At 68.1% G+C, this 24623-nt stretch carries 24 protein-coding genes and 1 riboswitch; of the genes, 9 read left to right on the top strand and 15 right to left on the bottom strand.

Annotation, left to right across the window (positions count from 1 at the left end; genetic code table 11):
- Positions 1-55: 55 nt before the first annotated feature.
- The 3 genes from rpe to IE00_RS08600 form a co-directional block, all read right to left on the bottom strand.
- Positions 56-742 carry a ribulose-phosphate 3-epimerase gene (gene rpe, locus IE00_RS08610; RefSeq protein ID WP_072296668.1) on the bottom strand — a complete coding sequence of 229 codons (687 nt, stop codon included), beginning with the start codon at positions 740-742 and terminating at the stop codon, positions 56-58.
- Positions 743-879: 137 nt separating this feature from the next.
- Positions 880-1545 (bottom strand): flagellar hook capping FlgD N-terminal domain-containing protein, encoded by a 666-nt coding sequence (locus IE00_RS08605; protein ID WP_072296667.1) that lies wholly within the window; start codon positions 1543-1545, stop codon positions 880-882.
- Between the two features lie 9 nt (positions 1546-1554).
- Positions 1555-2955 carry a flagellar hook-length control protein FliK gene (locus IE00_RS08600; RefSeq protein ID WP_072296666.1) on the bottom strand — a complete coding sequence of 467 codons (1401 nt, stop codon included), beginning with the start codon at positions 2953-2955 and terminating at the stop codon, positions 1555-1557.
- Positions 2956-3055: 100 nt separating this feature from the next.
- Here IE00_RS08600 and IE00_RS08595 point away from each other — a divergent pair, with 100 nt between their 5' ends.
- The 8 genes from IE00_RS08595 to IE00_RS08560 all read left to right on the top strand — a co-directional run bounded on the left by IE00_RS08595 (position 3056) and on the right by IE00_RS08560 (position 11134).
- Positions 3056-3313: a rod-binding protein gene (locus IE00_RS08595; RefSeq protein WP_072296665.1), complete on the top strand. Its 258-nt coding sequence runs from the start codon at positions 3056-3058 to the stop codon at positions 3311-3313.
- Complete coding sequence (locus IE00_RS08590) at positions 3310-3627, top strand: hypothetical protein (protein ID WP_072296664.1); 318 nt, start codon at positions 3310-3312, stop codon at positions 3625-3627. Before IE00_RS08595 ends, IE00_RS08590 begins: the two co-directional genes overlap by 4 nt.
- 168 nt (positions 3628-3795) lie before the next feature.
- A complete protein-coding gene (locus IE00_RS08585) occupies positions 3796-4644 on the top strand; it encodes a flagellin (RefSeq protein ID WP_072296881.1) in 849 nt (282 codons plus the stop codon).
- Positions 4645-4712: 68 nt separating this feature from the next.
- Complete coding sequence (gene flaF, locus IE00_RS08580) at positions 4713-5078, top strand: flagellar biosynthesis regulator FlaF (protein ID WP_072296663.1); 366 nt, start codon at positions 4713-4715, stop codon at positions 5076-5078.
- Entirely contained in the window at positions 5075-5479 is a 405-nt protein-coding gene (gene flbT, locus IE00_RS08575; RefSeq protein ID WP_072296662.1) for a flagellar biosynthesis repressor FlbT, read from the top strand. Before flaF ends, flbT begins: the two co-directional genes overlap by 4 nt.
- A 4-nt stretch (positions 5480-5483) precedes the next feature.
- Complete coding sequence (locus IE00_RS08570; protein WP_072296661.1) at positions 5484-6263, top strand: DUF1217 domain-containing protein; 780 nt, start codon at positions 5484-5486, stop codon at positions 6261-6263.
- Positions 6264-6444: 181 nt separating this feature from the next.
- Positions 6445-9783, top strand: coding sequence for a carbamoyl-phosphate synthase large subunit (gene carB / locus IE00_RS08565; RefSeq protein WP_072296660.1), 3339 nt, complete (start codon positions 6445-6447; stop codon positions 9781-9783).
- Between the two features lie 157 nt (positions 9784-9940).
- Complete coding sequence (locus IE00_RS08560; RefSeq protein ID WP_072296659.1) at positions 9941-11134, top strand: CAP domain-containing protein; 1194 nt, start codon at positions 9941-9943, stop codon at positions 11132-11134.
- Here IE00_RS08560 and cobF read toward each other — a convergent pair.
- The 6 genes from cobF to cbiE all read right to left on the bottom strand — a co-directional run bounded on the left by cobF (position 11131) and on the right by cbiE (position 16427).
- Complete coding sequence (cobF, locus tag IE00_RS08555; RefSeq protein ID WP_072296658.1) at positions 11131-11868, bottom strand: precorrin-6A synthase (deacetylating); 738 nt, start codon at positions 11866-11868, stop codon at positions 11131-11133. The two genes, IE00_RS08560 and cobF, sit on opposite strands and share 4 nt — an antisense overlap.
- A complete protein-coding gene (locus IE00_RS08550; protein ID WP_072296657.1) occupies positions 11865-12530 on the bottom strand; it encodes an energy-coupling factor ABC transporter permease in 666 nt (221 codons plus the stop codon). Before IE00_RS08550 ends, cobF begins: the two co-directional genes overlap by 4 nt.
- Positions 12531-12562: 32 nt before the next feature.
- Positions 12563-12786: riboswitch (cobalamin riboswitch) on the bottom strand.
- A 20-nt stretch (positions 12787-12806) separates the two neighbouring features.
- Positions 12807-14132: a cobyrinate a,c-diamide synthase gene (locus IE00_RS08545; RefSeq protein WP_072296656.1), complete on the bottom strand. Its 1326-nt coding sequence runs from the start codon at positions 14130-14132 to the stop codon at positions 12807-12809.
- On the bottom strand, positions 14129-14902 hold the full coding sequence (cobM, locus tag IE00_RS08540; RefSeq protein WP_072296655.1) for a precorrin-4 C(11)-methyltransferase: 774 nt from the start codon (positions 14900-14902) through the stop codon (positions 14129-14131). The genes IE00_RS08545 and cobM overlap by 4 nt, the downstream gene beginning before the upstream one ends.
- Positions 14899-15240 (bottom strand): cobalamin biosynthesis protein, encoded by a 342-nt coding sequence (locus IE00_RS08535; RefSeq protein WP_072296654.1) that lies wholly within the window; start codon positions 15238-15240, stop codon positions 14899-14901. Before IE00_RS08535 ends, cobM begins: the two co-directional genes overlap by 4 nt.
- Positions 15237-16427 carry a precorrin-6y C5,15-methyltransferase (decarboxylating) subunit CbiE gene (cbiE, locus tag IE00_RS08530; RefSeq protein ID WP_072296653.1) on the bottom strand — a complete coding sequence of 397 codons (1191 nt, stop codon included), beginning with the start codon at positions 16425-16427 and terminating at the stop codon, positions 15237-15239. The genes IE00_RS08535 and cbiE overlap by 4 nt, the downstream gene beginning before the upstream one ends.
- On the opposite strand from cbiE, the gene IE00_RS08525 reads away from it, so the two are divergent.
- Positions 16426-17169, top strand: coding sequence for a cobalt-precorrin-6A reductase (locus tag IE00_RS08525; protein ID WP_072296652.1), 744 nt, complete (start codon positions 16426-16428; stop codon positions 17167-17169). The genes cbiE and IE00_RS08525 overlap by 2 nt on opposite strands.
- Here IE00_RS08525 and cobJ read toward each other — a convergent pair.
- Genes cobJ through cobW form a run of 6 tightly spaced genes read right to left on the bottom strand, consistent with a single transcriptional unit; the run spans position 17145 to position 24621 of the window.
- Positions 17145-17879, bottom strand: a complete 735-nt coding sequence (gene cobJ / locus IE00_RS08520; protein WP_072296651.1) for a precorrin-3B C(17)-methyltransferase — start codon at positions 17877-17879, stop codon at positions 17145-17147. The two genes, IE00_RS08525 and cobJ, sit on opposite strands and share 25 nt — an antisense overlap.
- Complete coding sequence (locus IE00_RS08515; protein WP_072296650.1) at positions 17876-18619, bottom strand: precorrin-2 C(20)-methyltransferase; 744 nt, start codon at positions 18617-18619, stop codon at positions 17876-17878. The genes cobJ and IE00_RS08515 overlap by 4 nt, the downstream gene beginning before the upstream one ends.
- A gap of 5 nt (positions 18620-18624) precedes the next feature.
- The gene (locus IE00_RS08510; protein WP_072296649.1) at positions 18625-19254 is read right to left on the bottom strand and encodes a precorrin-8X methylmutase; all 630 of its coding nucleotides are present in this window, start codon (positions 19252-19254) and stop codon (positions 18625-18627) included.
- Positions 19254-20357 (bottom strand): precorrin-3B synthase, encoded by a 1104-nt coding sequence (gene cobG / locus IE00_RS08505; RefSeq protein WP_072296648.1) that lies wholly within the window; start codon positions 20355-20357, stop codon positions 19254-19256. The genes IE00_RS08510 and cobG overlap by 1 nt, the downstream gene beginning before the upstream one ends.
- The gene (cobN, locus tag IE00_RS08500) at positions 20354-23578 is read right to left on the bottom strand and encodes a cobaltochelatase subunit CobN (protein WP_072296647.1); all 3225 of its coding nucleotides are present in this window, start codon (positions 23576-23578) and stop codon (positions 20354-20356) included. The genes cobG and cobN overlap by 4 nt, the downstream gene beginning before the upstream one ends.
- Positions 23578-24621 (bottom strand): cobalamin biosynthesis protein CobW, encoded by a 1044-nt coding sequence (gene cobW, locus IE00_RS08495; protein ID WP_072296646.1) that lies wholly within the window; start codon positions 24619-24621, stop codon positions 23578-23580. The genes cobN and cobW overlap by 1 nt, the downstream gene beginning before the upstream one ends.
- Positions 24622-24623 lie beyond the last annotated feature (2 nt).

Here is a 24623-nt window from a genome sequence, read left to right as displayed (position 1 = left end):
GCGTCCTCCTCATCGGTCATGTCGGCGGGCAGCAGACGCGCGGCCGGGCCGATTGTCAAACGGCTTCGATGGCCCCGCGGATTGCGCGCATGTTGTCGCCATAGACCGAAGGCCGATCGACCGAGCCGCCCTTGAAGACCGCCGATCCCGCCACCAGCACATCCGCGCCTGCCTTGGCGACCAGCGGTGCGGTGACCGGATCCACGCCGCCATCGACCTGGATGTGGATGGGCCGGTCCCCGATCATGCCGCGCAGGCGGGCGATCTTGTCGATCTGGCTGTGGATGAACTTCTGCCCGCCGAAGCCGGGGTTCACGGTCATCACCAGGACCATGTCGGCCAAGTCCAGCAGGTATTCGACCGCCTCGACCGGGGTGCCGGGGTTCAGGGCGATGCCCGCCTTCTTTCCCGTGGCGCGAATCGCCTGCAGCGTACGGTGGGGATGAGGGCCTGCCTCGACATGGGCGGTGATCATGTCGGCGCCCGCCTCGGCATAGGCGTCGATATAGGCATCGACCGGCGCGATCATCAGGTGGACATCCATGAAGGTCTTCACATGCGGGCGGAAGGCCTTCACGGCTGGGGGGCCAAAGGTCAGGTTCGGGACGAAATGCCCGTCCATCACGTCGACATGGACCCAATCGGCGCCCTGATCCTCGATGGCGCGAATCTCGGCGCCGAAATTGGCGAAATCGGCCGAAAGGATCGAAGGGGCGATCTTGATGGTGCGGTCGAAGGTCATGACGGGTCCTTTCTGCGGCTGCCCCCGGCGTTCAGTCCGCGCGGAACGATGCGCCCGGCGCCAGGGTCGCCACGGGTTAAGGTCGAAAGCATCTCCGCGTCAACAGGTCTGTCCAGCCGGCCGGGCCGTCCCTGCCGTCACGCGGGGTCGCGCAGCGCCGTCACCTGGTCGGCAGGGGCAGAGCTGCCGCCCTGGAAGATCACCTTGGCGCCTTCGGGACCCAGCTGGGCCTCGGTGATGCGGGCATAGGCACCGGCACGGGCCTCGTCGATCAGCTCTCCGTTGCGCCAGCTTTCCAGGGTGAAGCTGTAGGTGCCGTCGGGCAGCTTGCTGCCATCCTCGGCCCGTCCGAACCAGTCGATCTGACCCGTGCCCGGCCCGATCTCCTCGCGGGCGACGACGTTGCCGCTGCCGTCCATGGTGATCAGTTGAACATTGTCGGCCATGGCATGGGGGGCGATGTCCAGCGTCAGGGGGCTGTCGCCGAACCAGACGGGGGCCATCGTGCGGGCCTCCTTGCCGATCCATCCCGAAATGCTGCCAAGGCCGCCTGCGCCACCGGACCCGGCCATCTGTTCCAGGTATTTGTTGCCAAGCGCCTGCTGTTCCACCCCCGCGAAGGTGGCCAGCTGTATCGCGAAATCCGTCCCCTCCATGGGGTTCAGGGGGTCCTGATTCTTCAACTGCGCGGTCAGCATGGTCAGGAAGGTCTGAAAGTCGCCCCCCGCCGCACCCGAAAATCCGGAGGCCGTGGGTTGGGCGCCGACCTGCTGGGTCGCGGTGGTGGTGATGGCATCGACCATGGGTTTCTCCTAAAGCCGGATATCGACGCGGCGGTCGCTGACCGGCGGCGTTGCGATCTGCATGCGGGTGGTCACGGGACGATCGGTGTCATCAAGGTCGGGACGGGCGGTTCCCGCATCGCCGTCCTGCCAAGGGCCGCCGTGATCCTGGCGGAATTCCATGTCCATCGTGTCGATGCCGGCCTCCTGAAGATGCTGGACCAGCATGTCGGCGTTGCGCCGCACCAGATCCAGCGTTTCGGGGCGTTCGGCCCAGATGGTGACGTGGTTCCGATCCGGTCCGGACATGACGACCCGAAGACGTCCCAGCTCCTCGGGCGAAAGGGCGATTTCGGTGGCATCCTTGCGGGTCGTGACCATGGCCGACGTGACCTGCTGCATCACCGGGCGCGGGTCCGCATGGGGTGCCGGGGCATGTGATGGGGCCAGGGCGGGCGCGGTCGAAGACGAGGCATCGCGATGCGGCTGAAGGGGTTGGGCGTCGAGTGCTGCCGCCTGATCGGGAATGAACGATGCATCCCGCAGGATCGGCGCCGCCGGTTTGTGGACAAGGGGCGGGCCTTCAGCAACGCTGCGCGGCCGTTCGGACTGCACCGGATTGGTCGATTGGGGTGCATCGCCGATGGTGGGCGCGATGTTGTCCCCGGTCGACAAGCTTTCGGGTGAAACCGGCGTCGCCTTGACAGAGGCGTCCACGGCAAGGGCGGGCGCGGGCTTCTGCGTGCGCTGATCGGCCCTGCCGCCAAGGGGCGGCATGACGGTTGCCTTGGCGGCGACGGGCGGCTGCGCGTCGGCAGGCTGCGTTGGCTGCACGGGTGTCGGGACCGGAGGCACCTGCGCCGACGGTTCCTCTGGCGTCGCACCTGCCGCGGTGGCGGGGACGGGCGCATCCTGCCTTTGCAGCGCGATGGACACCGCCACACCCGCCATGGGTGGCGCGTTCCGGGCCTCGGCGAAAGCCTCGCGGGAAAGGGGCATCGCAACCGGTGCGGGAATGACAGGGGCCTCGGATGTCGCCACCATACCGTCCGCCGTCATGGCCGACGGTATGGACATCTCCGGCTCCGGAACCGTCGCAAAGATCGGCTCGGCCTCCGCCATTTCTTCAATCGGCGCTGCGGGGGCCGGCGTGGCCGTGGCCGCGAATTCCGGGGGCAGGACGCTTGGCGGGGGGGCAAAATCGGCGCTGATGCCGCTGGCCTGTTGCAGCCATTGGGCCAGTGGATCGCCGCCCTTCGGCATGACGGGAATGCCGGGCGTCAGCGCCTGCGGCGCCACCTGCATGGTGCCCATCGTCCAGTCCAGCAGACCGGGATCAAAGCCCGAATCGACCGTTGGCGGCGTCGGGGCAATGCCGGGCGGCATATCCGCGACTGGGATCAGGCTGGTGGTGACGTGCATGTCCGACATTGAAAGCCCCGTGGTTTTTCCCTGCCTATCCGGGATTCCTTACCAATTATTTACGGCTGTCTGCTTATTTGGCCCCATCCAGACATTGACGGGAAATTTCATGAAAATCGACCCCATCGTTCCTACGCAGACGACCGACCCGAAGGTGACGGTCGAATCGAAACTGGAACAGGCGTTCCTTGAAGAGATGCTGAAATATTGCGGGCCTTCGTCGATGAAGGGCGAATTCTCGGGCGGTGCCGGAGAGGATCAGTTCAACAGTTTCCTGACCCGCGAATACGCCGCCAGCCTGGCCGGACGGCTGGACCTGAACCTCAATCCGGGACTGTCCCGCATCGCCGGGGGGACCGGCGCATGAGCCGCGCCCTGATACGCCAGGTGGGCCAGATCCGGGCCGCGCTTCTGTCCGGCGATCCTCATGCCGCCCTGATCCGCATCGAAGATCTGGTCCGCACGGCCGCCCGTCAGGGGGTGGATGCCGGAACCCGCGCCACCCTGGAGCCTGCGTTGGCCGAGCTGCGTGACCTTGCCCAGGCCTCGCTTTCGGGGGCGCAGCAGGCGGCCGAACAGGTGCGCGCCATCATCCAGGCGGCGCGCAGCCTGCAGACCTATGATTCCCAAGGGCGCAAGACGGTCACCGCCACCCGCGCCGTATCACCGCAAAGATTTTGATAAAATGCACCGCAAGGTTTGTTTGAGAGGAGACCTTGCATTCACTAGTTGTAAATCACCGCCGGTTAGAACGGTGACATGCCAGAAAAGGCGCAGGGCAAAGGCCCGTCCGGTCAGAAGGCCATCAATGCAAACCCCGGTGCAAAGCACCTTTTGACGGAGGACAACATGTCCAGCATTCTGACCAACAACAGCTCGATCGTCGCACTTCAGACCCTGAAGTCGATCAACTCGCAACTGGGTAAAACCCAAAGCGACATCGCGACCGGCAAATCGGTCGCCAACGCCAAGGACAACGCCGCTGTCTGGGCCATCTCGAAGGTGATGGAAACCGACCAGTCGGCATTCAAGGCGATCCAGTCGAACCTGAACGTGGCCGACGCGACCGTCGCAACCTCGCGCACGGGGGCCGAGCAGGTCACCAACCTGCTGCAGGAAATCAAGGACCTGGCCATCGGTGCAACCGTCAGCACCGCCGATTTCGCCAAGATCGACACCGATATCGACGCCAAGTTCAAGCAGATCGCCTCGGTCATTTCCGGGACGCAGCTGAACGGTGTGAACCTGCTGAAAACCGGCACCTCGATGAGTGTCGTCGGATCACTGGACCGGACCAACGGTACGGCCGAAACGACAGCCAACGTCATTGACGTCGCGACTGTCGATCTGGAAGGCGGGTTGAACCTCGACCTGGCGACGGGTGTGTCCGCGGACTACACCGGCATCACCGACACCACGACGGCTGAAGCCATGGTGACGGCGATCGAAACCATGATCGATGCCTCGGTCAAGGGTGCCGCACAGCTGGGTTCGGATGGCAAGCGCATCAGCGACCAGGCGAACTTCGTCGGCAAGCTGGGTGACTCGCTGAAGCAGGGCGTCGGCTCGCTGGTCGATACCGACATGGAAGAAGCGTCCGCCCGCCTGCAGGCGCTGCAGACGCAACAGCAGCTGGGCATCCAGGCGCTGTCGATCGCGAACCAGTCGCCCTCGGCCGTCATGTCGCTGTTCCGCTGATGACAGAACGGGGGGCGCTGAACGGCGCCCCCTGACCCCATCACCATTCCAGAACGGGAAACACGACCTTGAACGCGGTAACGCCACTGACCCAGCATGGGTACAAGACAAGCGGCCTGCGCACGGCGCGGGATGCGGAATACGATGTCTTTTCGCGGGTGACGCGGATGATGCGCCAGGCGGGTCGAATGGCCGACAATGGCGATACCATCATGGCCGTCCTCAAGAACAACGAATTATGGACCCTGCTGGCCATCGACCTGGCAGATCCGGGCAATGCCCTTCCCGATGCCACCAAGGCAGGCCTGCTGTCCCTTGCCAGCTTCTCGATCAGACACGGGCAGGCGGTCCTGGCAGGCGAACAGGCCTCGGACCCGCTGATCGACATCAACATGACCGTCATGCGCGGTCTGCGCGGCGAGGTCGGCGCATGAGCGGGCTTGTCCTGAAGCTGGCCCCGAACGAACGGGTGCTGATCAACGGTGCGGTCATCGAAAATGGTGACCGGCGGTCCAGGATCGCCATCAAGACGCCGAACGTGAACGTGCTGCGACTGCGTGACGCGATCCACCCCGACAAGGCGGCGACGCCCGTGTCCCGCGCCTGCTATATCGCGCAGCTGATCTTGTCGGGCGATGCCGAGCCCCGCGAAGGGCGTCAGCAACTTCTGCTGGCCATCGAACAGCTGAGCCAGGTCTTCGAGGACCGCGACAGCCGCCTGCTGCTGGCTGATGCAACCAGTGCTGCCATCGACGAAAATCCTTATCTGGCCATGCGCAAGCTGCGCGAATTGCTGCCGCGAGAGGCTCGTCTCTTCGCCGCGGCTGCCAGGTAGTTCCATGGGCGGCGCGATCACCATCGGCCTTGGAGGACTGGCCGGCTGGAAGGTCCTGCAGCGCACCGAAGCCCGCCAGCTGCAGGTCGTGGCGCAGGACCCGGTGGTGATCCGCTCGACCACCTATTTCAAGGACAATATCGCCAAGGCCGCCAAGGCCGAGGAGCTGGTCAAGGATTATCGCCTGCTGAACACGGCGCTTTCTGCATTCGGTCTGGAAGGCGACATCGCCAACAAGGCGTTCATCCAGAAGGTTCTTGAATCCGATACCAGCGACAAAAGCTCTCTGGTGAACCGGCTGGCGGACAAACGCTATCTGAAGCTGGCCGAGGCTTTCGGTTTTGGCAGCACCGCCCCCGCAGCGGATCTGGCAGAGACCGTGTCGCAGGCTTTCGTGCAGCGCGAATATGAAAAGCGCGTGGGTGAAAGCGACGAAAACATGCGGCTGGCCTTGAACGCGACGCGCGAACTGAAGGCGATGCAGGGGCGCAGCTCTTCGGACAAGACCCTGTGGTACGAGGTGATCGGCAACCAGCCGTTGAAGAAGGTTTTCGAAGGCGCCTTCGGCTTCGGGGCCAGCTATGGCAACCTGCCCGTAGAACGCCAGCTGGAAGAGTTCATGGACGCGGCCGAACGCGTTCTTGGCAGCTCCAGCTTCAAGGACATCACCACGCCCGAGGTAACGGACCGGCTGATGGTGTCCTTCATGGCGCGGTCGCAATTGACCGAGAGCGTGGCGCAGAACCGCTACAGTGCGGCGTTGACCCTGCTGACCGGATTGTGACGGGCGCGCCAGGATCGTTGGAACAGGGCAGTGACTTGACGGCTGTTGTGAATACGACAAAGGTGACGTTAGGCCAGTTTTAGGTCCTTTGCCCGCTTGCCGCACCTTGCGTCCAAGCGTTGCTTGGCTATAACCCCGGACGATTTGCCGCGATCCATCATCCAAGCCCGGGGGCAAGACCATGCCGAAAAGAACCGACATCAAATCGATCCTGATCATCGGGGCAGGACCGATCGTCATCGGGCAGGCCTGCGAATTCGACTATTCCGGTGCCCAGGCCTGCAAGGCCCTGCGCGAGGAAGGCTATCGGGTGATCCTGGTCAACTCGAACCCCGCCACGATCATGACCGATCCGGAAATGGCCGACGCCACCTATATAGAGCCGATTACCCCCGAGATCGTCGAAAAGATCATCGCCAAGGAACGTCCCGATGCGCTTTTGCCGACGATGGGCGGGCAGACGGGCCTGAACACGGCGCTGGCGCTGGCCGATAACGGCGCGCTGAACCGCTATGGGGTCGAACTGATCGGCGCGCAGCGCAGCGCGATCGAGATGGCCGAGGACCGCAAGCTGTTCCGCGAGGCGATGGACCGCATCGGCATCGAGAACCCCAAGGCCACGATCATCGCCGCCCCCAAGCTGGCATCGGGCAAATACGACATCAACGCCGGCGTCAGCCAGGCCATGGAAGCGTTGGAGGAGATCGGCCTGCCCGCCATCATCCGCCCCGCCTTCACCCTTGGCGGCACCGGCGGCGGCGTGGCCTATAACCGTGACGATTACGAACGGATCGTACGCTCGGGGCTGGATGCCTCGCCCATGGCGCAGGTGCTGGTCGACGAATCCCTTCTGGGTTGGAAGGAATTCGAGATGGAGGTCGTGCGCGACCGCAACGACAACGCCATCATCGTCTGCGCCATCGAAAACGTCGACCCGATGGGCGTGCATACCGGCGACAGCATCACCGTGGCCCCGGCCCTGACCCTGACCGACCGCGAATACCAGATCATGCGCAACGGCTCGATCGCCGTCCTGCGCGAGATCGGCGTGGAAACCGGCGGTTCGAACGTGCAATGGGCGATCAACCCCGAGGACGGCCGCATGGTCGTGATCGAGATGAACCCCCGCGTCAGCCGCAGCTCGGCGCTGGCCTCGAAGGCCACCGGCTTCCCGATCGCCAAGATCGCCGCGAAACTGGCCGTGGGCTATACCCTGGACGAACTGGACAACGACATCACCAAGGTGACGCCGGCCAGCTTCGAACCCTCGATCGACTATGTCGTCACCAAGATCCCGCGCTTTGCCTTTGAAAAATTCCCCGGCTCCAAGCCCGACCTGACCACCGCGATGAAATCCGTGGGCGAGGTCATGGCCATCGGCCGCAGCTTCCACGAATCGCTGCAAAAGGCACTGACTTCGATGGAAAACGGGCTGACCGGCCTGGACGAGATCGCCATCGAGGGCGCCGCCGACCAGGGCAAGCCCGCCGTCATCGCGGCCCTGTCCAAGGCCACCCCCGACCGCATCCGCGTCATCGCCGAGGCGATGCGCTTTGGCCTGTCCAACGACGAGATCCAGCGTGTCACCAGCTTTGACCCGTGGTTCCTGGCGCGCATCCGCGAGATCATCGACGCCGAACATGTCGTGCGCGAAAACGGCCTGCCGCAGGACGTGGATGGCCTGCGCAAGCTGAAGATGATGGGCTTTACCGACGCCCGCCTTGCGCATCTGACCGGCCAGGACGAAGACGCCGTCCGCCGCGCCCGGCGCGCCCTGGACGTCCGCCCTGTCTTCAAGCGCATCGATACCTGCGCTGCCGAATTCGAGGCGCAGACCCCCTATATGTATTCGACCTATGAAGCCCCCGCGATGGGTGACGTCGAATGCGAATCCCGCCCGACCGATGCCAAGAAGGTCGTGATTCTGGGCGGCGGTCCGAACCGGATCGGCCAGGGGATCGAGTTCGACTATTGCTGCTGCCACGCCTGCTATGCGCTGACGGATGCGGGCTATGAAACCATCATGGTCAACTGCAACCCGGAAACGGTCAGCACCGATTACGACACCAGCGACCGGCTGTATTTCGAACCGCTGACCTTCGAGCATGTGCTGGAGATCCTGCATACCGAACAGCAGAACGGCACGCTGCACGGCGTCATCGTCCAGTTCGGCGGCCAGACCCCCCTGAAGCTGGCCAATGCGCTGGAGGCCGAGGGCATCCCGATCCTGGGCACGACCCCCGACGCCATCGACCTGGCCGAGGACCGTGAACGCTTCCAGGATCTGCTGAACCGTCTGAACCTGCGCCAGCCGGTCAATGGCATCGCCAGCAGCGCCGAACAGGCCATCGCCATCGCCCATGACATCGGCTTCCCGCTGGTGATCCGCCCGTCCTATGTCCTGGGCGGGCGCGGCATGGAAATCGTGCGCGACATGGATCACCTGCGCCGCTATATCACCGAGGCCGTGAAGGTGTCGGGCAAGAACCCGGTGCTGCTGGACAGCTATCTGACCGGCGCGATCGAGGTCGATGTGGACGCGTTGTCGGACGGTGAGAACGTCCATGTCGCGGGCATCATGGAGCATATCGAGGAAGCGGGCGTCCATTCCGGCGACAGCGCCTGTTCGCTGCCGCCCCACACGCTGACCCCCGAGACCATCCAGGAGATCAAGCGCCAGACCGTCGCCATGGCCCGCGCCCTGCACGTGGTCGGCCTGATGAACGTCCAGTTCGCGCTGAAGGACGGCGAGATCTTCGTCCTTGAGGTCAACCCGCGCGCCAGCCGCACGGTGCCCTTCGTGGCCAAGGCCACCGACAGCGCCATCGCATCCATCGCCGCGCGCCTGATGGCGGGCGAACCGATGTCGAATTTCCCCGAACGGGCGCCCTATCCTGCGGGGGTCGGTCCGGAAACCGATCTGCCCTTCGCCGACCCGCTGACCCTGGCCGATCCGATCACCCCGTGGTTCAGCGTCAAGGAGGCCGTGCTGCCCTTCGCGCGCTTCCCCGGCGTCGATACCCTGCTGGGCCCGGAGATGCGCTCCACCGGCGAGGTGATGGGCTGGGACCGCAACTTTGCCCGCGCCTTCCTGAAGGCGCAGATGGGGGCCGGCACGCATCTGCCGCATGAAGGCCGCGTCTTCGTTTCGGTCAAGGACAGCGACAAGACCGAGGCGCTGGCGGGTGCGGCGCGCGATCTGGTGGCGATGGGTTACACGCTGATCGCCACATCGGGGACGGCCGATTTCCTGGCCGCCGCCGGCGTCGAGACGCAGCGCGTCAACAAGGTCTATGAAGGCCGCCCGAACATCGTCGACCGGCTGAAGAACGGCGATGTCGCCATGGTTCTGAACACCACCGAAGGTGTGCAGGCCATCGCCGACAGCCGCGAAATCCGGGCCGTCGCGCTGTACGACAAGATCCCGTATTTCACCACGGCCGCGGGCAGCATCGCCGCCGTCGCCGCGATCAAGTCGCGCGGCGAGGGTGAAGTGGGCGTGCGCAGCCTGCAGGCCTGATCCGGCCATCATCCCGGCCCCCATGGCGGGGCCGGGGTTTGACCTTTGTCAGCCGACGCGCGGTCATGCTTCGCGAGGCGAGTTATCTCTGCTAAGAACAACCCATGATTGCCGCCCTTCGGGGCCAGGATCGCCGCAGGCAAAGCAAGGGGTTCCCATGTCGCAAGCCACGTCCGCCGAACGATATTTCCTTGAACTGGTCAATCGCGAAAGGGCGGGGCACGGCCTGGACCCTGTCACGCTGGAAACGCATCTGAACCAGTCCTCTGATGCGCATAGCGGCTGGATGCTGCGCAATGACCGGTTTTCGCATGACGGGGCCTCGGGATCTTCGGCGACGGACCGGGTTCGCGCCGCCGACTTCCCGCTGGAGGGCAGCTGGCGCGTGACCGAAAACCTGGCCTATGTTTCGGTCGATGGCGACGGTTCGCTGCTGGACGAGGTTGCGCAGCTGCACACCAACCTGATGAACAGCTCCGGGCACCGCGCCAATATCCTTGATTCCAAGGTCGATCATATCGGCATCAGCCTGCAGGTCGGCGACTTCAGCGGCTATCAGATCCTGATGGCCACGCAGAATTTCGCCGCGACCGGGGGCGATGTGACCCTAGACCTGGCGCCGGGGGTCACGATCACCCAGATCGACCGCCCCTTCATGGGGGCCATGTCCAAGGCCACCTGGCTGGATGCGCATGGCCCGCTGCGGACCGGCCCGCAGGGGACCGGCGCGGATGATCGCATTATCAAGGGATCGGCCGACAACACGCTGTCGGGCTATGGGGGTGACGACCTGATTGCGGGCGGCGGGGGCCGTGACGTGCTGCTTGGCGGGCAGGGCGATGACTTCATCATGGGCCAGAAGGGTCATGACCGGCTTGTCGGGCAGATGGGCAACGACGTCCTGTCCGGCGGCATCGGCTTTGACACGCTGGCCGGCGGGGCGGGCCGCGACCATCTGAAGGGAGAGGCGGGCAACGACCGCCTGCTGGGAAAGATGGACAATGACCGCCTGCTGGGGGGCAATGGCAATGACACCTTGTATGGCGGGGCGGGGCGCGACGTGCTGATCGGCGGGGGCGGCGCTGACCTGCTCAGCGGAGGTGATGGCGCGGATCAGTTCATCTTTGCCGGCAATTTCGGGCGCGACGTGGTCACCGATTTCACCGCGGGCCAGGATCGCCTGATGATCGCCGATGGTCTGGTGGATGGGTCGATGGCCGATTTCCTGGATGATCACGTGCAGCGGACCGATCGCGGCGTCCTGATCACGTTGTCCGACGGCAACCACATTCTGGTGCAAGGGTCCGACCTGTCGGTTCAGGACGTGGCCGACGACATCTTCCTGTTCTAGCCGCGCGCCAGCAGATAGCAGTCCATGATCCAGCCATGCGCGGCCCTTGCGGCGCGGCGCGTGGCGATGATGCGGGGGCCTGCCTGCGCTACCGTGCCGCTGTCCAGGATCTGTTGGGGCATGCCCAGAAAGGCCCCCCACCAGATGCGCGTGTCGCCCGGCAGCCCGCCAAAGGCGCATTGCCCGTCCAGCATGACCACCAGCCGGTCCACGCCCTGCGGCCAGCCATGATCGCGCAGCATCCGCCCCGTGGTGATCTGCACGGGGGCGCCCAGATCGTTCAGGGGGATCGCATGGGCCGCGCACAGCGCCTGAATGGCGGTGATGCCGGGAATGACCGTGACGGCCAGATCCAGCCGCGCCGCGATCCGAAGGCTGCTGTCATAAAGCGACGGGTCCCCCCAGACCAGCAGGGCGACGCGGCCCCCCTGCGGCAGGTGCCGGTCGATCTGGGCGCGCCAGGCGTCCGCGATGGCATCGTGCCAGCGCTCGACGCCGTTCAGGTAATCGGGGTCGGCGGCATCCCGGCGCGGCAGGTCGAATTCGGCCAGCCGCAGGGGCGCATCCGTCAGGTGCCGATCCAGCATGGCCCGCCGGATGCCCGCCAGATCGGCCTTGTCGTCACCCTTCAGCGGGATCAGCACCAGATCCGCCTGCCGCATGGCCGCGATGGCCTGCAGGGTCAGGTGGTCGGGGTTGCCCGTGCCGATCCCGATCAGGGTCAGGTCGATCATGCGAAAAGGCGCGGCGTGACCAGCCCGCTGCCGCGCAGCCCGCGCAGGGATTTCGCGCCCGCCAGCACGGCCAGATCGACCAGCGGCTCCAGCGCGATGACCAGCATGTAGGCCGCGCCGAAGCTGGCGACACCGGACCATGCGCCGATCCCCTGGCCATAGAAGGCCCAGAACGCGACCCAGGCCACGACGCCGCCCTGGAAGGCGGTCGACAGCGCCAGTGCCTGCCCATAGGTCAGATCGACATAGGCGGTCCGGGGCGCGATGATCCGCCCGGCCAGCGCCGAGACTGCGAACAGCGGCACCAGCAGCGTGGTGACGTTCATCCCGTATTGCGGCAGATCGGCGGGTGCGAAGAACAGCCCCTGCGCCAGCAGCCCAAGCGCCAGCCCGATGGCCGCAGGTGCCGCCCCGAACAGCAGGAACAGGGTCGATCCCATGATCAGGTGCACCTCGGACACGCCGACGGGCGCGGTGGGCAGGACCTGAAAGAAGACGAAGGTGGCGATGGTGGCCAGCAGGCCGCGCCCGGCCAGCGATGCGATCCCGCGTTCGCGCAGCGCGGTGGCGGCGATCTTCAGCGTGTAAAGGCCGGCCGTGGCCGCGGTGGCATAGCCCAAGATCAGCTTGGCGCCGGTCACGACGCCATGTTCGATATGCATGTTCAGTCTCCTGTGGCCGTCATCCCCGACGGCGGGAAAATTGCCTGCATGGCCGGTTTCCTGGCTTGCGGGTCAGGGCGTGGCGTCGGCCTTCCCAGGCCCGTGGGGCCCAGTGGCGTCGGTGACGCACGCTCTCCGCATACAGTCGCGGGGGCGGCTGAGGCTTCGGGTGCCGCGATTGGGTCCACCCTTCCCCATTCCCGATGAAGCCCGACGCTTGAGCGTCCTGATGGGCACCATCCAGGCGATCAGATAGACGTGATCGGCCCGCGCGCGTCAAGTCGCGGCCGGTGCGATCATGTGAAAGAAGGTGCCGGTGACCTGCCCGGCCCGGGTCGCGCGCCACGATCCGGTTTCGGGCACCGCCGCGCCATTGGCATCGGTGACGCGGGCCAGCGGCGCATCGGGCTGGTCGGTGATCGAGGCATAGTGGAATTCATGGCCGCGCAGCGCGCCTTGCCCAACACCCGGCAGGGGCGCGACCAGTTCGGCGCGGCGGTATCCCAGATGCATCCGGCGCTTGTGATAGCTGGTCTCCAACCCCAGCAGGCCCAGCATCCGGTGGCGTTCGCCCGCCGCATCGACCAGCCCCGCCCCAAGCGCCATATAGCCGCCGCATTCGCCATGCACGGGCCGGGTCGCGGCAAAGCGGTGCATGGCGCCGCGGAAGCTGTCGGCGGCGGCCAGTTTCGGCGCATGCAGTTCGGGATATCCACCCGGCAGCCAGCAGCAATCGGCGCTGTCATCGGGCGCCTGGTCGGCCAGCGGCGAAAAGGGCAGGATCGTCGCCCCGGCCTTGCGCCACGCCTGCAGGACATGGGGATAGGTAAAGCTGAAGGCCGCGTCGCGGGCCAGCGCGATCCGCCCGCCCGGCGCGATGATCGGCAGGGGCGCATCGGCATCCGGCAGGGCGCGGCTGGCGGCGGCGGCGATGATGGCGTCCAGATCGCAATGCGCGCTGAAAAAGTCGCCCGCCTGGTCCAGGATTGCCTGTAATTCCGGGGTTTCTTCTGCCTGCACCAGGCCCAGGTGGCGTTCGGGCAGGGTGATGTTGCCCTGACGGGGCAGGGCGCCCAGCACGGTGATGCCCGCCTCGGCCATGCCCTCGCGGATCAGGGCGTCGTGGCGCGGGGACGCGACGCGGTTCAGCACGACCCCCGCAAAGGGCAGATCTGGGCGCAGGGTCGCGAAACCCCGCGCCACCGCCGCCGCCGATTGCGCCTGCCCCGAGACGTCAAGGATCAGCACGACGGGCCAACCCATCATCTGCGCCACCTCGGCGCTGGATCCGATGCCGGTTTCCCCCGGCGTCGCCACCCCGTCGAACAGGCCCATCGAGCCTTCGGCCAGAATCAGGTCGGCATCCGGCTGGCCCGTCACATGGGCGATGATCCGTCCCGGCTGCATCGCCCAGGCATCCAGGTTGAACGACGCCCGCCCCGAGGCCGCCGCGTGAAACGCCGGGTCGATGTAATCGGGCCCCGACTTGAAGGGCTGCACCGCCATGCCCCGCCGCCGCAGCGCGCTGAGCAGCCCCAGCATCAGCATCGTCTTGCCGGTCCCCGAGGCGGGGGCCGAGATCATCAATCCGGGGGTGCTCATTCGGGGAACCTCGGGTCTGGCCCGACGGGACGGTATCGGCGGTCGTAATCGGCGGCGTAAAGGCGGCTGTCGTCAAACCCGTCCCCGGCAAGGGCGGGGCCGACCAGGATCAGCGCCGTCCTGTCGATGCCTTGGGCGGCCGCCGCGATGCCCGACAGGGTCGACCGGATCACCCGCTGGTCCGGCCAGCTGGCCCGCCAGACGACGGCCACGGGGCAATCGGGGCCGTAATGGGGGGTCAGATCGGCCACGACCCGGTCCAGCGCATGGATCGACAGGTGGATCGCCAGCGTCGCGCCGGTGGCCGCGAAGGCGGTCAGGCTTTCGCCCGCAGGCATGGTCGATGCCCGCCCCGGCGTGCGCGTCAGCACCACCGATTGCGCCAGTCCGGGCAGGGTCAGTTCGCTTTCCAGCGCGGCGGCGGCGGCAGCGAAGGACGGCACCCCCGGCACCACCTGAACGGGAATGTCCAACGCCCGCAGGCGGCGCAGTTGTTCGCCCATGGCCGACCAGACCGACAGATCGCCCGAATGCAGCCGCGCCACGTCCTGTCCCGCGGCATGGGCCGTCTGCATTTCGTCGATGATCTGGTCAAGGCTGAGGGGGGCCGTGTTCACGATGCGCGCGCCGGGCGGGCAATGGGTCAGCAGGGCGGGGGGCACCAGGCTGCCTGCGTAAAGGCAGACGGGGCAGGCCGCGATCAGGTCGCGCCCGCGCAGGGTGATCAGATCGGCCGCGCCGGGCCCTGCGCCGATGAAATGGATGGTCATGGAACCTCTGCGATGGCGATGGCGATGGCGATGGTGATGCGGCCGCAGGCCGAGACGATGCGCGGGCCGGTCAGCCGCCCGGCGGGACCTGCGGCGGCCAGGGCCGCGGCCTCGGCCACCGATCCGGTGGCATGAAGGGCCTGGATGCGCGGCGATTGCGTGGGGGTCGGGATGCCCGCGACGCGCACGATGCGCAGGGGCAGGCCAAGCCGGTCCGCCACGGGACGCAGCAGGTCGGCGCGTTCGGGAATGGTGGCCAGCATGTCGGCACCACGGGCCGCCTGGATCAGCGCCGCGACGGGCGTGCCGGGGCGGCAGCCGATGCCCGCGACCCTCATGCGGTGACCGCCCATTGCGTCACGGGCCGCGCCGCCTGCCAGCCGCGCATGCCGCCCAAGGGGGCGGCGCGGGCGATGTCGATGCGGGTCAGATCGCCCCCGTGGCGGGCCGACAGGGCCGAAAGCAGGCTTTCGGTTTCCAGCGTGACCCCGTTCGCGACCAGCCGCGCGCCGGTCGGAAGCATCGGCCAAAGCGCGTCGAACAGCGCCGCCGATCCGCCGCCGCCGACGAAGACGGCGTCCGGTTCGGGCAGGTCCGACAGGGCCTGCGGTGCACGCCCCTGGACCGGTGTGACCAGATGGCCGACGCCGAAAGCCTCGATATTGGCGCGGATCAGCGCGATCCGGTCGTCGCGGGGTTCGATGCAGATGGCGCGCCCCCCCGCCAGCGCCCATTCGACCGAGATCGCCCCCGAACCGCCGCCCACATCCCACAGCAGCGCGCCGGGTCGCGGGCCAAGGGCGGCCAGGGTCATGGCGCGGATGGGGGATTTGGTGATCTGGCCCCGATGGGCAAATCCGTCATCGGGACGCCCCGGCGCGGTGCCGATGCCCGCCCCGCGCGGCAGGTGGGCGCCGTCGATGGCCACCGCCACGGGGGCGGCGATATCGGCCAGGTCCATGTTCTGCGCCCAAGCCTTGCGGATGCGTTCCGCAGGCCCGCCAAGCCGTTCAAGCACCGTCAGCCGGGCGGACCCCGCCCCTTGGGTGCACAGCCAATCGGCCAGTTCGCGCACCGCATCGCCGTCGCGCAGCGTGGCGATGATGCGGCAGCCGCGCGCCAGATGCGGGCGCAGCCGCGCGAAGGGCGCGGCGTGCAGGCCAAGGGTCGCCGTCGTCTCGGCCCGCCAGCCAAGGCGCGCAGAGGCCAGCGGGACGGTGCCGGCCACGGGCAGCGCGATCCAGTCCGAAAGGTCCAGATGCGCGGCCAGCGTGCCCCCCGCCCCGTGCCAGAACGGATCCCCCGAGGTCAGCGCCACCACCCGCCGCCCCCTGGCCGCCAGAACCGGGGCGATGTCGAAGGGCACGGGCCAGGGGCGGCCCTTGTCCGCGACCCCTGCCAAGGCCAGGTGCCGTGGGCCGCCAAAGACCAGGTCGGCCCGGTCCAGCGCCTGTCGGCTTGCATCCGGCAGGTCGGGCAGGCCATTCTCGGTGATCCCGATGATCGTCAGCCAAGGCTCAGACATGACACGCATCCTGCTGCTGGGCGGCACATCCGAGGCCAGCGCCTTGGCGCGCCTGTTGGCGCGGGCGGGCGTGGCGGCCCAGTTTTCCTATGCCGGGCGCACGGCGGCGCCGGTCGCGCAGCCGCTGCCCACGCGGATCGGCGGCTTCGGCGGCCCCGAGGGCCTGGCGCGGCACCTGCGGGACGGCGGCTTTTCCCATCTGATCGACGCGACCCACCCCTTCGCCGCGCAGATCAGCGCCAATGCCGTGGTGGCCGCCGCCATGGCGGGGGTTCCCCTGCTGGTGCTGCAGCGACCGGAATGGCGCGCGGGGGCCGGCGACGACTGGTGCCATGTCCGCGATATCGAACAGGCGGCACAGGCGCTGCCGCGACAGCGGGCGAACGTGTTCCTGGCCATCGGCAAGCAGAACCTGGCGGCTTTTGCGGGTCTGCCGCACAGGTTCCTGCTGCGGCTGGTGGACGAACCGGCGGCGCTGCCCCTGCCGGATGCACAGGTGGTGGTCGCGCGCGGACCCTTCACGGCCCAGGGGGACACGCGCCTGATGCGCGACCGCGCCGTCACGCATCTGGTCGCCAAGAATGCGGGCGGGATCGGAGCCGCGGCCAAGCTGGAGGCCGCCCGCAGCCTGGGGGTGCGCGTGATCATGATCGACCGCCCCGCCATGCCTGCAAGGCAGGTGGTGGACAGCCCCGAACTGGCGATGGCCTGGCTGCATCAATTGGCCCCGCGCGGGGTATAGACCCATCTGCCCACCCGCCGCGTCGCCGAATTGCCGACCAGCACGACGGTGCGCATGTCCGCCATCTGGGGCGTGGCCTGCGACAGCGGGACGGTGGTCAGGCATTCGTCGGGGGTGCTGACGGCGCGGGCGAAGATAATCAGGGTCTCGGGGGTGCATTCCTGCCGCAGGATCTCCAGCACGCGGGCGAATTGTTGCGGGCGGCTGCGCGAACGCGGGTTATAGAAGGCCATCGCGAAATCCCCCCGCGCGGCGTGGCGCAGACGATGTTCGATCAGATCGAAGGGCTTGAGGTTGTCCGACAGGTTGATGGCGCAGAAATCATGCCCCAGGGGCGCGCCCGCCCGCGCCGCCGCCGCCAGCATCGCGGTGATGCCGGGCAAGATGCGGATGTCGGTGTCATGTCGGTCGGGCTGATCCTCCAGCGCCTCAAACAGGGCCGAGGCCATCGCGAAGACCCCCGGATCGCCCGAGGAGACGATCACCACCCGCCGGCCATCGGCCGCCAGGTCCAGCGCCATCCTTGCGCGGTCCAGCTCTACCCGGTTGTCCGACGGGTGCAGCGCCAGCCCCGGCCGTGCCGCCACCCGCGCGACATAGGGGATATAGCCGATGACATCGGTGGCCTGGTCCAGCGCCTGCGCGACCTGCGGCGTCACCAGCGCATCATCGCCCGGCCCAAGTCCCGCGACGGTGACCCAACCGGTCATTCCGCCACCTGCGGCAGGACCATGGGACGGCGCCCCCGGCCATGCACCATGACGATGGCGAAATAGGGGCAATCGGCATCGGCGACCTCGGCAAGGCGGGCGATGCGCTGGCCGGGCATGGTGCCGCGCTCGATCAGCCAGGCGTCCTCCAGCCTTCCACAGGCGGCCAAGGCGCGGCGGACCTTGGGCAGGTTGCGGCCGGTCTTCATCACCACCAGCGCGTCGGTGCCCGCGATGTGGCGGCGCAGGTCGGGTTCGGGCAGGGTGCCCATCAGCACGGTCAGCACGTCGTCGCCCCAGGTGATCGGCGTACCGCTGGCGTTCCAGCATCCCGCCATGCCGGGAATGCCGGGAATGACCTGCATGTCCACGACGTCGCGCAGCCGCACGTAAAGATGCATGAAAGAGCCATAGAAGAACGGATCGCCCTCGCACAGGACCACGACATCCTCGGTCTCGGCCAGATCGCGCAGGCGGGCGGCCCAATCGTCATAGAAAGCGGCCAACAGGTTGTTGTATTCAGGGCTGTCGAAGGGGATTTCCGTCGTGACGGGGTATTCCATCGGGTATTCGCGGGCACCATCGGCCAGCATGCCCGTGACGATGCGGCGCGCCTGCCCCTGCCGCCCCGGCTTGCGGAAGAAGGCCACATGGCGCGCGCCGCGGATGGCGCGGTCGGCGCGGACCGAGATCAGGTCCGGATCGCCCGGTCCCAGCCCCGCACAGATGATCTGTCCCATTCGGTTCACTCCTTCCGGCTGGCCAGCGCGTTGATCGCAGCGACGGTGATGGCGGACCCGCCAAGGCGGCCCTGCACGATGACCGCGGGCACGGGCGGGGCGGCCATCAGCGCGTCCTTGGATTCCGCCGCGCCGACAAAGCCCACGGGGCAGCCGATGATGGCGGCGGGGCGGGGACAATCGGGGTCCTCCAGCATGTTCAGCAGGTGGAACAGCGCGGTCGGCGCATTGCCGATGGCGACCAGCGCGCCCGCCAGGTGGGGACGCCACAATTCCAGCGCGGCGGCGCTGCGGGTGTTGCCCATGTCGCGGGCCATGTCGGGCACGCGCGGATCGTTCAGGGTGCAGATGACCGGATTGTCGGCGGGCAGGCGGGCGCGGGTGACGCCTTCGCTGACCATGCGCGCATCGCACAGGATCGGCGCGCCCTTGGCCAGGGCGGCGCGGGCGATGGTCGCCATGCCGGGGGTGAAGCGGACATGGGCCTCCAGCCCCACCAGGCCCGCGGCGTGGATCATGCGGGTGACCACGGGTTCCTCATCGGCGTCGAAACGCGTCAGGTCGGCCTCGGACCGGATGGTGGCAAAGGACTGGCGATAGATCGCGGCCCCGTCCTTTTCGTAAACATGCGGCATCAAAGCACCTTCGGCAATTGGTCGGGGTGAAGCCCGCGCAGGGCGGGCACGTCATGGGCGCAGCCATGGCGGATCAGGTCAAAGCCCTGCGGCGTCGCGGTCAGGGTCATGTCGGCCGCGCGCGGCCAACCGCAGCCCTTGGCACAGCCCGACACGTGCAAGACGGCGCCTTGCGGCACCAGCGCCGCCAGGTCGCGGGCCAGGGGGCGGGTTGCGGCATGGGCATGGGCGCAGCACGGGCTGCCGGGGCAGGCGCGCAGGCGCAGGCGGGGGTCATCGGCGGTCAGGATCAGCCCCGGCATGGGCGGCAGATGCCGCGCACCCCGCACCAGCATCATCCGCCAGGGCGTCAGGCGCAGCGTGCCCAACCTGCCAAGCCGGCGCAGCGTGTCGGGCGGCACCTGCCCGAATTCGATACCGGCCAGCATGCCCTGCGGGGTGGGACCCGGCGTGGCGGAGGCGGCGGCGGTGGGTGCCGCGATATCGGCTCGGGGCGCGATGCCGCGCGCGACCAGCGCCGCCATGCGCCCTCGACCGCCGATAGCCCCGCCGCGTTCCAGAAACCAGCCCGCCAGCGCGACAGCATCCTGCGGTGAACCCAGGGCCGCGCCAGACCCCATCCCGTCGGCGCGCAGGATCAGGCCCGAACCCGCCCGCTCGATCCGGATATCGGCGGGGTCCCGGGTCAGGACCGGGGTGGGGCCGGTATCGACGGCAAAGCCGAACTTGGCAGGCAGCGGCAGGGCGCTGGCGGCCAGCGCGGTTTCCAGATCGCGGACCAGCGCATCGGTGGCGTCCCCGCCAAAGGGGGTGACGATGACATTGCGGCGCGTTTCGGTGGCGATGTCGGGGTCGATCAGGTCCAGCGCGCGCAGATCCGCGATCAGCGGCGCATGGCTGTCGGGCGTGACGCCGCGCAGTTGCAGGTTGCCGCGGCCCGTCAGCTCGATCAGGCCGTTGCCATGCCGTTCGGCGGCATCGGTGATGCCCTGGGCCTGGTCGCGGGACAGCATCGCCCCGCGCGGCTTGACCCGCACGACCCAGCCATCGCCCGATTCCATCGGCCGCAGGGCGCCGGGGCACCAGCCCTTGACGCCGCTCATGTGTCCGCCCCCATGCTGGCGGCGATGGAATTGCGCCGCGTCACCCACAGGCCCGCATCATACAGCCGCCGGAACAGGTCGCGCATGGCGGCCAATGCGGCGGGGTTGGCATCGGCCATGAAGGCGGTGATGTCGTCGCGCCCCAACGTGGCGTCGTGATAGAGGTCGAACAGATGCGGCGGCACCGCACCCGCCAGATGGGCAAAGGCCGCCATGTGATCCAGCGTCGCCGCGATTTCGGCGGCACCGCGAAACCCATGCGCGGTCATCGCATCGGCCCAACGCGGATCGGCGGCGCGGGACCGGACGGTGCGGGCGATCTCCTCGGTCAGGCTGCGGGCGCGGGGGCGGTCGGGCTGCGTGGCGTCCAGATGATAAAGCGCGGGCGCATCCGCCCCGATGCGGGCCATGGCGGCGGCAAAGCCGCCCTCGTGGGCGGCGTAATCGGCGGCCAGCAGCAGGTCGCTTTCGGGCAGGTCCTGCGCATGGACGAAACTGTCGGCGGTTTGCAGGCGGGCTTCGATGCCGCCCCGGTCCTGCGTGACGACGCCGTCCTGACCGATGGCCCAGCTGGAGGCCGCGATCCAAGCCTCGCCCGCGGCCTGCCGCGCGGCATCGGTGAAGGTGTCGGGGGCGGTGCCCATGCCCAGGCCGTATCGCCCCGGTTCTGGCCCAAAAACGCGGGCCATGCGCGCGGCATAGGGGTTCATCTCGGGCGCCTCGTCGCGGTCGGCCAGCGCCTTTGCGCCGGTTTCGAACAGCTGAGCCAACACCGGAAAGACATCGCGGAACAGGCCCGACACCCGCAGCGTCACGTCGATGCGCGGCCGGTCCAGCAGGGCCAGAGGAACGATTTCCACGCCCGACACCCGGCCCGACCCGTCATCCCAGACAGGCTTCAGCCCCGCCAGATGCAGGGCCATGGCGAATTCCTCGCCTGCGGTGCGCATCGTGGCGCTGCCCCACAGATCGACGACCAGGCCGCGCGGCCAGTCGCCGTGATCCTGCAGGTGTCGGCGCAGCAATTCCTCGGCCAGCTTGACGCCCTGGGCATGGGCGGCGCGGGTCGGCACCGCGCGCGGATCGGTGGCAAAGAGGTTGCGCCCGGTGGGCAGCACGTCCCGCCGCCCCCGCGCGGGCGATCCCGACGGCCCCGGCGCGACATGACGCCCCGACAGCGCGTCCAGCAGGCCCGCGCGTTCCTGCGCCCCGCATTCGCCCTGTCCAAAGATGTGCAGACCCTGCCCGTATTGGCTTTCCTTGATGTCGCAGACGAAACGGTCGATGCGGGTGATCGCCTCGGCCTCGGACGCATCGGGCGGGATGCCCAGATCGCGGTCGACGCCAAGCGCGCGGGATGTGTCGCGGATGTCGCCGACCAGCCGGTCGCGGCGCGCGGGGTCCAGCCCGTCGGCGGTGGAATACTCGTCCAGCAGCCGTTCCAGCCCCGCCATGTCGTCGGGCAGGGTGGCGGCCAGCATGGGCGGCGGCAGATGACCAAGCGTGACCGCCCCGATGCGGCGCTTGGCCTGCGCGGCCTCGCCCGGATCATTGACGATGAAGGGATAGATCACCGGCAGCGCCCCCGTCAGCGCCTGCGGCCAGCAGTCGCCCGACAGCGCCACCGCCTTGCCGGGCAGCCATTCCAGCGTGCCATGCGCGCCCATGTGGATCATCGCGTGCAGCCCCTGCGACCGCAGCCACAGGTAGAAGGCCACATAGGCGTGGCGCGGCACGCGCGTCAGGTCGTGATAATCGTCGTCGCGGCTGGCGCGATGGCTGCGTTCGGGCTGCAGCGCCATCAGCAGCTTGCCCGCGCGAAGGGCGGCAAACTGGAAGGCCCCGTCCCGCATGTCGGGATCGGTGTCGGGCGCACCCCATGCGGCATGCAGATCGTCGCGCAGGGTTCGGGGCAGGGTGGCCAGCGCGGCGCGGTATTCCTCCAGCGGCCACATGATCCGGTCGCGGATCAGATCGCCCTGAACGGCGGGCACGTCATGGCCGTGTTCGGCCAGCAGCCCCGCCACCTGTCGCGCGGATGCCAGCGCGTCCAGCCCCACCGCATGGGCCATCTGCCAGTCGCGGCCCGGATAGGTGGACAGGACCAGCGCCAGCCGGCGGTCTGCCGCAGGCGTTGCGCCAAGGCGGTGCCAAGCGGCGATGCGGTCCGCGGCGGCATCGACCAGCGCGGGGTCGGGGCGGTGGGCAAAGCGGGAATATTGCAGGTCCGGGTCGCGTTTCGCGGGGGATTTGAAGCTGATGACACCGGCCAGGATGCGTCCATCCACCTCGGGCAGGACGACATTCATGGCCAGGTCGGACGGCGACAGCCCGCGTTCGGCCTGGTGCCATTCGCGGCGGCGGTTGGTGGACAGCGCGACCTGGAAGACGGGGCTGGCGAAGCCGTCGAACGCCCCGCCCCCCTCGGTGCGGGCGGAAAAGCCGGTGGCGTTGACGATGACGGCAGGGGCGTCGGGCAGGGCGCCTTGCAGCCATGCGGCAAAGCCCTGTGCCTTCAGCGAGGGCGCAAAGGCACCGCAGGCTGCGAACCCACGGGCGCGCAGGGCATGGATCATCGCATCGATCGCGGCGGTATCGGCCGCCGCCAGCCAGCTGCGATAGAAGGTGACCAGGGCCAGCGGTCCGGCGGGCGGGGCGTCGATCACGCCCGCATCCGGGTCGTAAAGCCCCATCGGCGGCAGCGTCTTCCGGCCCGGCACGGGGGCCGCGTTCAGCCCTGCCGCAATCGCCATCTGCGCCAGCGCGGCCTGGGCCGCCACCGCCCCGCCCTGATCGCAATGGCGGCGCAGCACGCGCAGCACGGATGCGGGCACGGTGGACAGCTGGTCCAGCCGCGCGTCGTCCCGCCCGTCGGCGGGCAGCACGGCCAGCGCGATGCCCCGCCGCCGCGCCAGGTCCTGCACCGATGCCAGGCCATAGGGCCAATAGGCCTCGCCGCCGATCAGACGGATCAGGATGCCCTTGGCCCCCGACAGCGTCTGGTCCAGATAAGTGTCGACCGACACCGGATGGCGCAGCGCCACAAGGTTGCACAGCCGCAGGGACGGCAGCCCCCCCGCCGCGCGATGCCAGCCCGCCGCGAAGGCGCCAAGATCGCTGTCCGAAAAGGACAGCACCACCAGATCCGCCGGCGACTGGCCGGGGTCATAGGGGGCGTCGGACTGGTCCAGCCCGTGGCGTTCGCGGAAGACGACATGCATCAGGCAGGTACGCCCGTCAGCATGGCGCGGATCGCGTCGGGGTTCACGTCGTCATGTTCGGCGATGACCACCAGCTGCGACCGGCGCGGCTGGCTGCCCCAAGGGCGGTCGTATTGATGGCGCACGCGTGCGCCCACGGCCTGCACCAGCAGGCGCATCGGCTTGCCCTGCACCGCGACATGACCCTTCACGCGCAGGATGTTCTGTTCGGTGGCCAGGCGTTCGATGGCCGCGACCAGATGCGCGGGATCGGTGATTTCGGGCAGGTCGATGACGACGGTGTCGAAATCCTCGTGTTCGTGGTCGTCATGGCCGTCGTGATGGCTGGGGCGGGCGGCCAGATCATCCTCGGCGGCGGCGTTCAGGCCCAGGATCACCTGCGGATCGATCGCGCCTTCGGTCACGGTCAGGATGGGCAGCTTGCGCGGGGCGTGGTCCAGGATGGCCTGGCGGGCGGCTGCCACGCCGGCATCACCGGCCAGATCGGCCTTGGTCAGCAGGACGACATCGGCGCAGGCGATCTGATCCTCGAAGACCTCGGACAGGGGCGTTTCGTGGTCCAAGCTGTCATCGGCGGCGCGTTGGGCGTCCACTGCGGCGATGTCGGGGGCGAAGCGGCCCGCCGCCACGGCCTCGGCATCGGCCAGGGCGATGACGCCGTCCACGGTGATGCGCGACCGGATGGCGGGCCAGTCGAAGGCCTTGAGCAGGGGTTTCGGCAGCGCCAGCCCCGAGGTCTCGATCAGGATGTGGTCGGGCTTCTGCGGCAGGGCCATCAGCCGTTCCAGCGTCGGGATGAAATCATCGGCCACGGTGCAGCAGATGCAGCCGTTCGACAGCTCCATGATGTTTTCGGCGGGGCAGTTGTCGTCGGCGCAACCCTTCAGGATCTCGCCATCGACGCCCATGGTGCCGAATTCGTTGACCAGCACGGCCAGGCGCCGGCCGCCGGGATTGGCCATCAGGTGCCGCACAAGCGTGGTCTTGCCCGCGCCCAGAAAGCCGGTGATCACGGTCACGGGGGTCTTGGTCAGGTCGGTCATGG

Origin of the sequence: Paracoccus sp. SM22M-07, assembly GCF_001887735.1 — a bacterium.
GTDB lineage: Bacteria > Pseudomonadota > Alphaproteobacteria > Rhodobacterales > Rhodobacteraceae > Paracoccus.
Note: the sequence above shows the minus strand (reverse complement) of the source record. Positions and strands in the feature narration are given on the sequence as shown.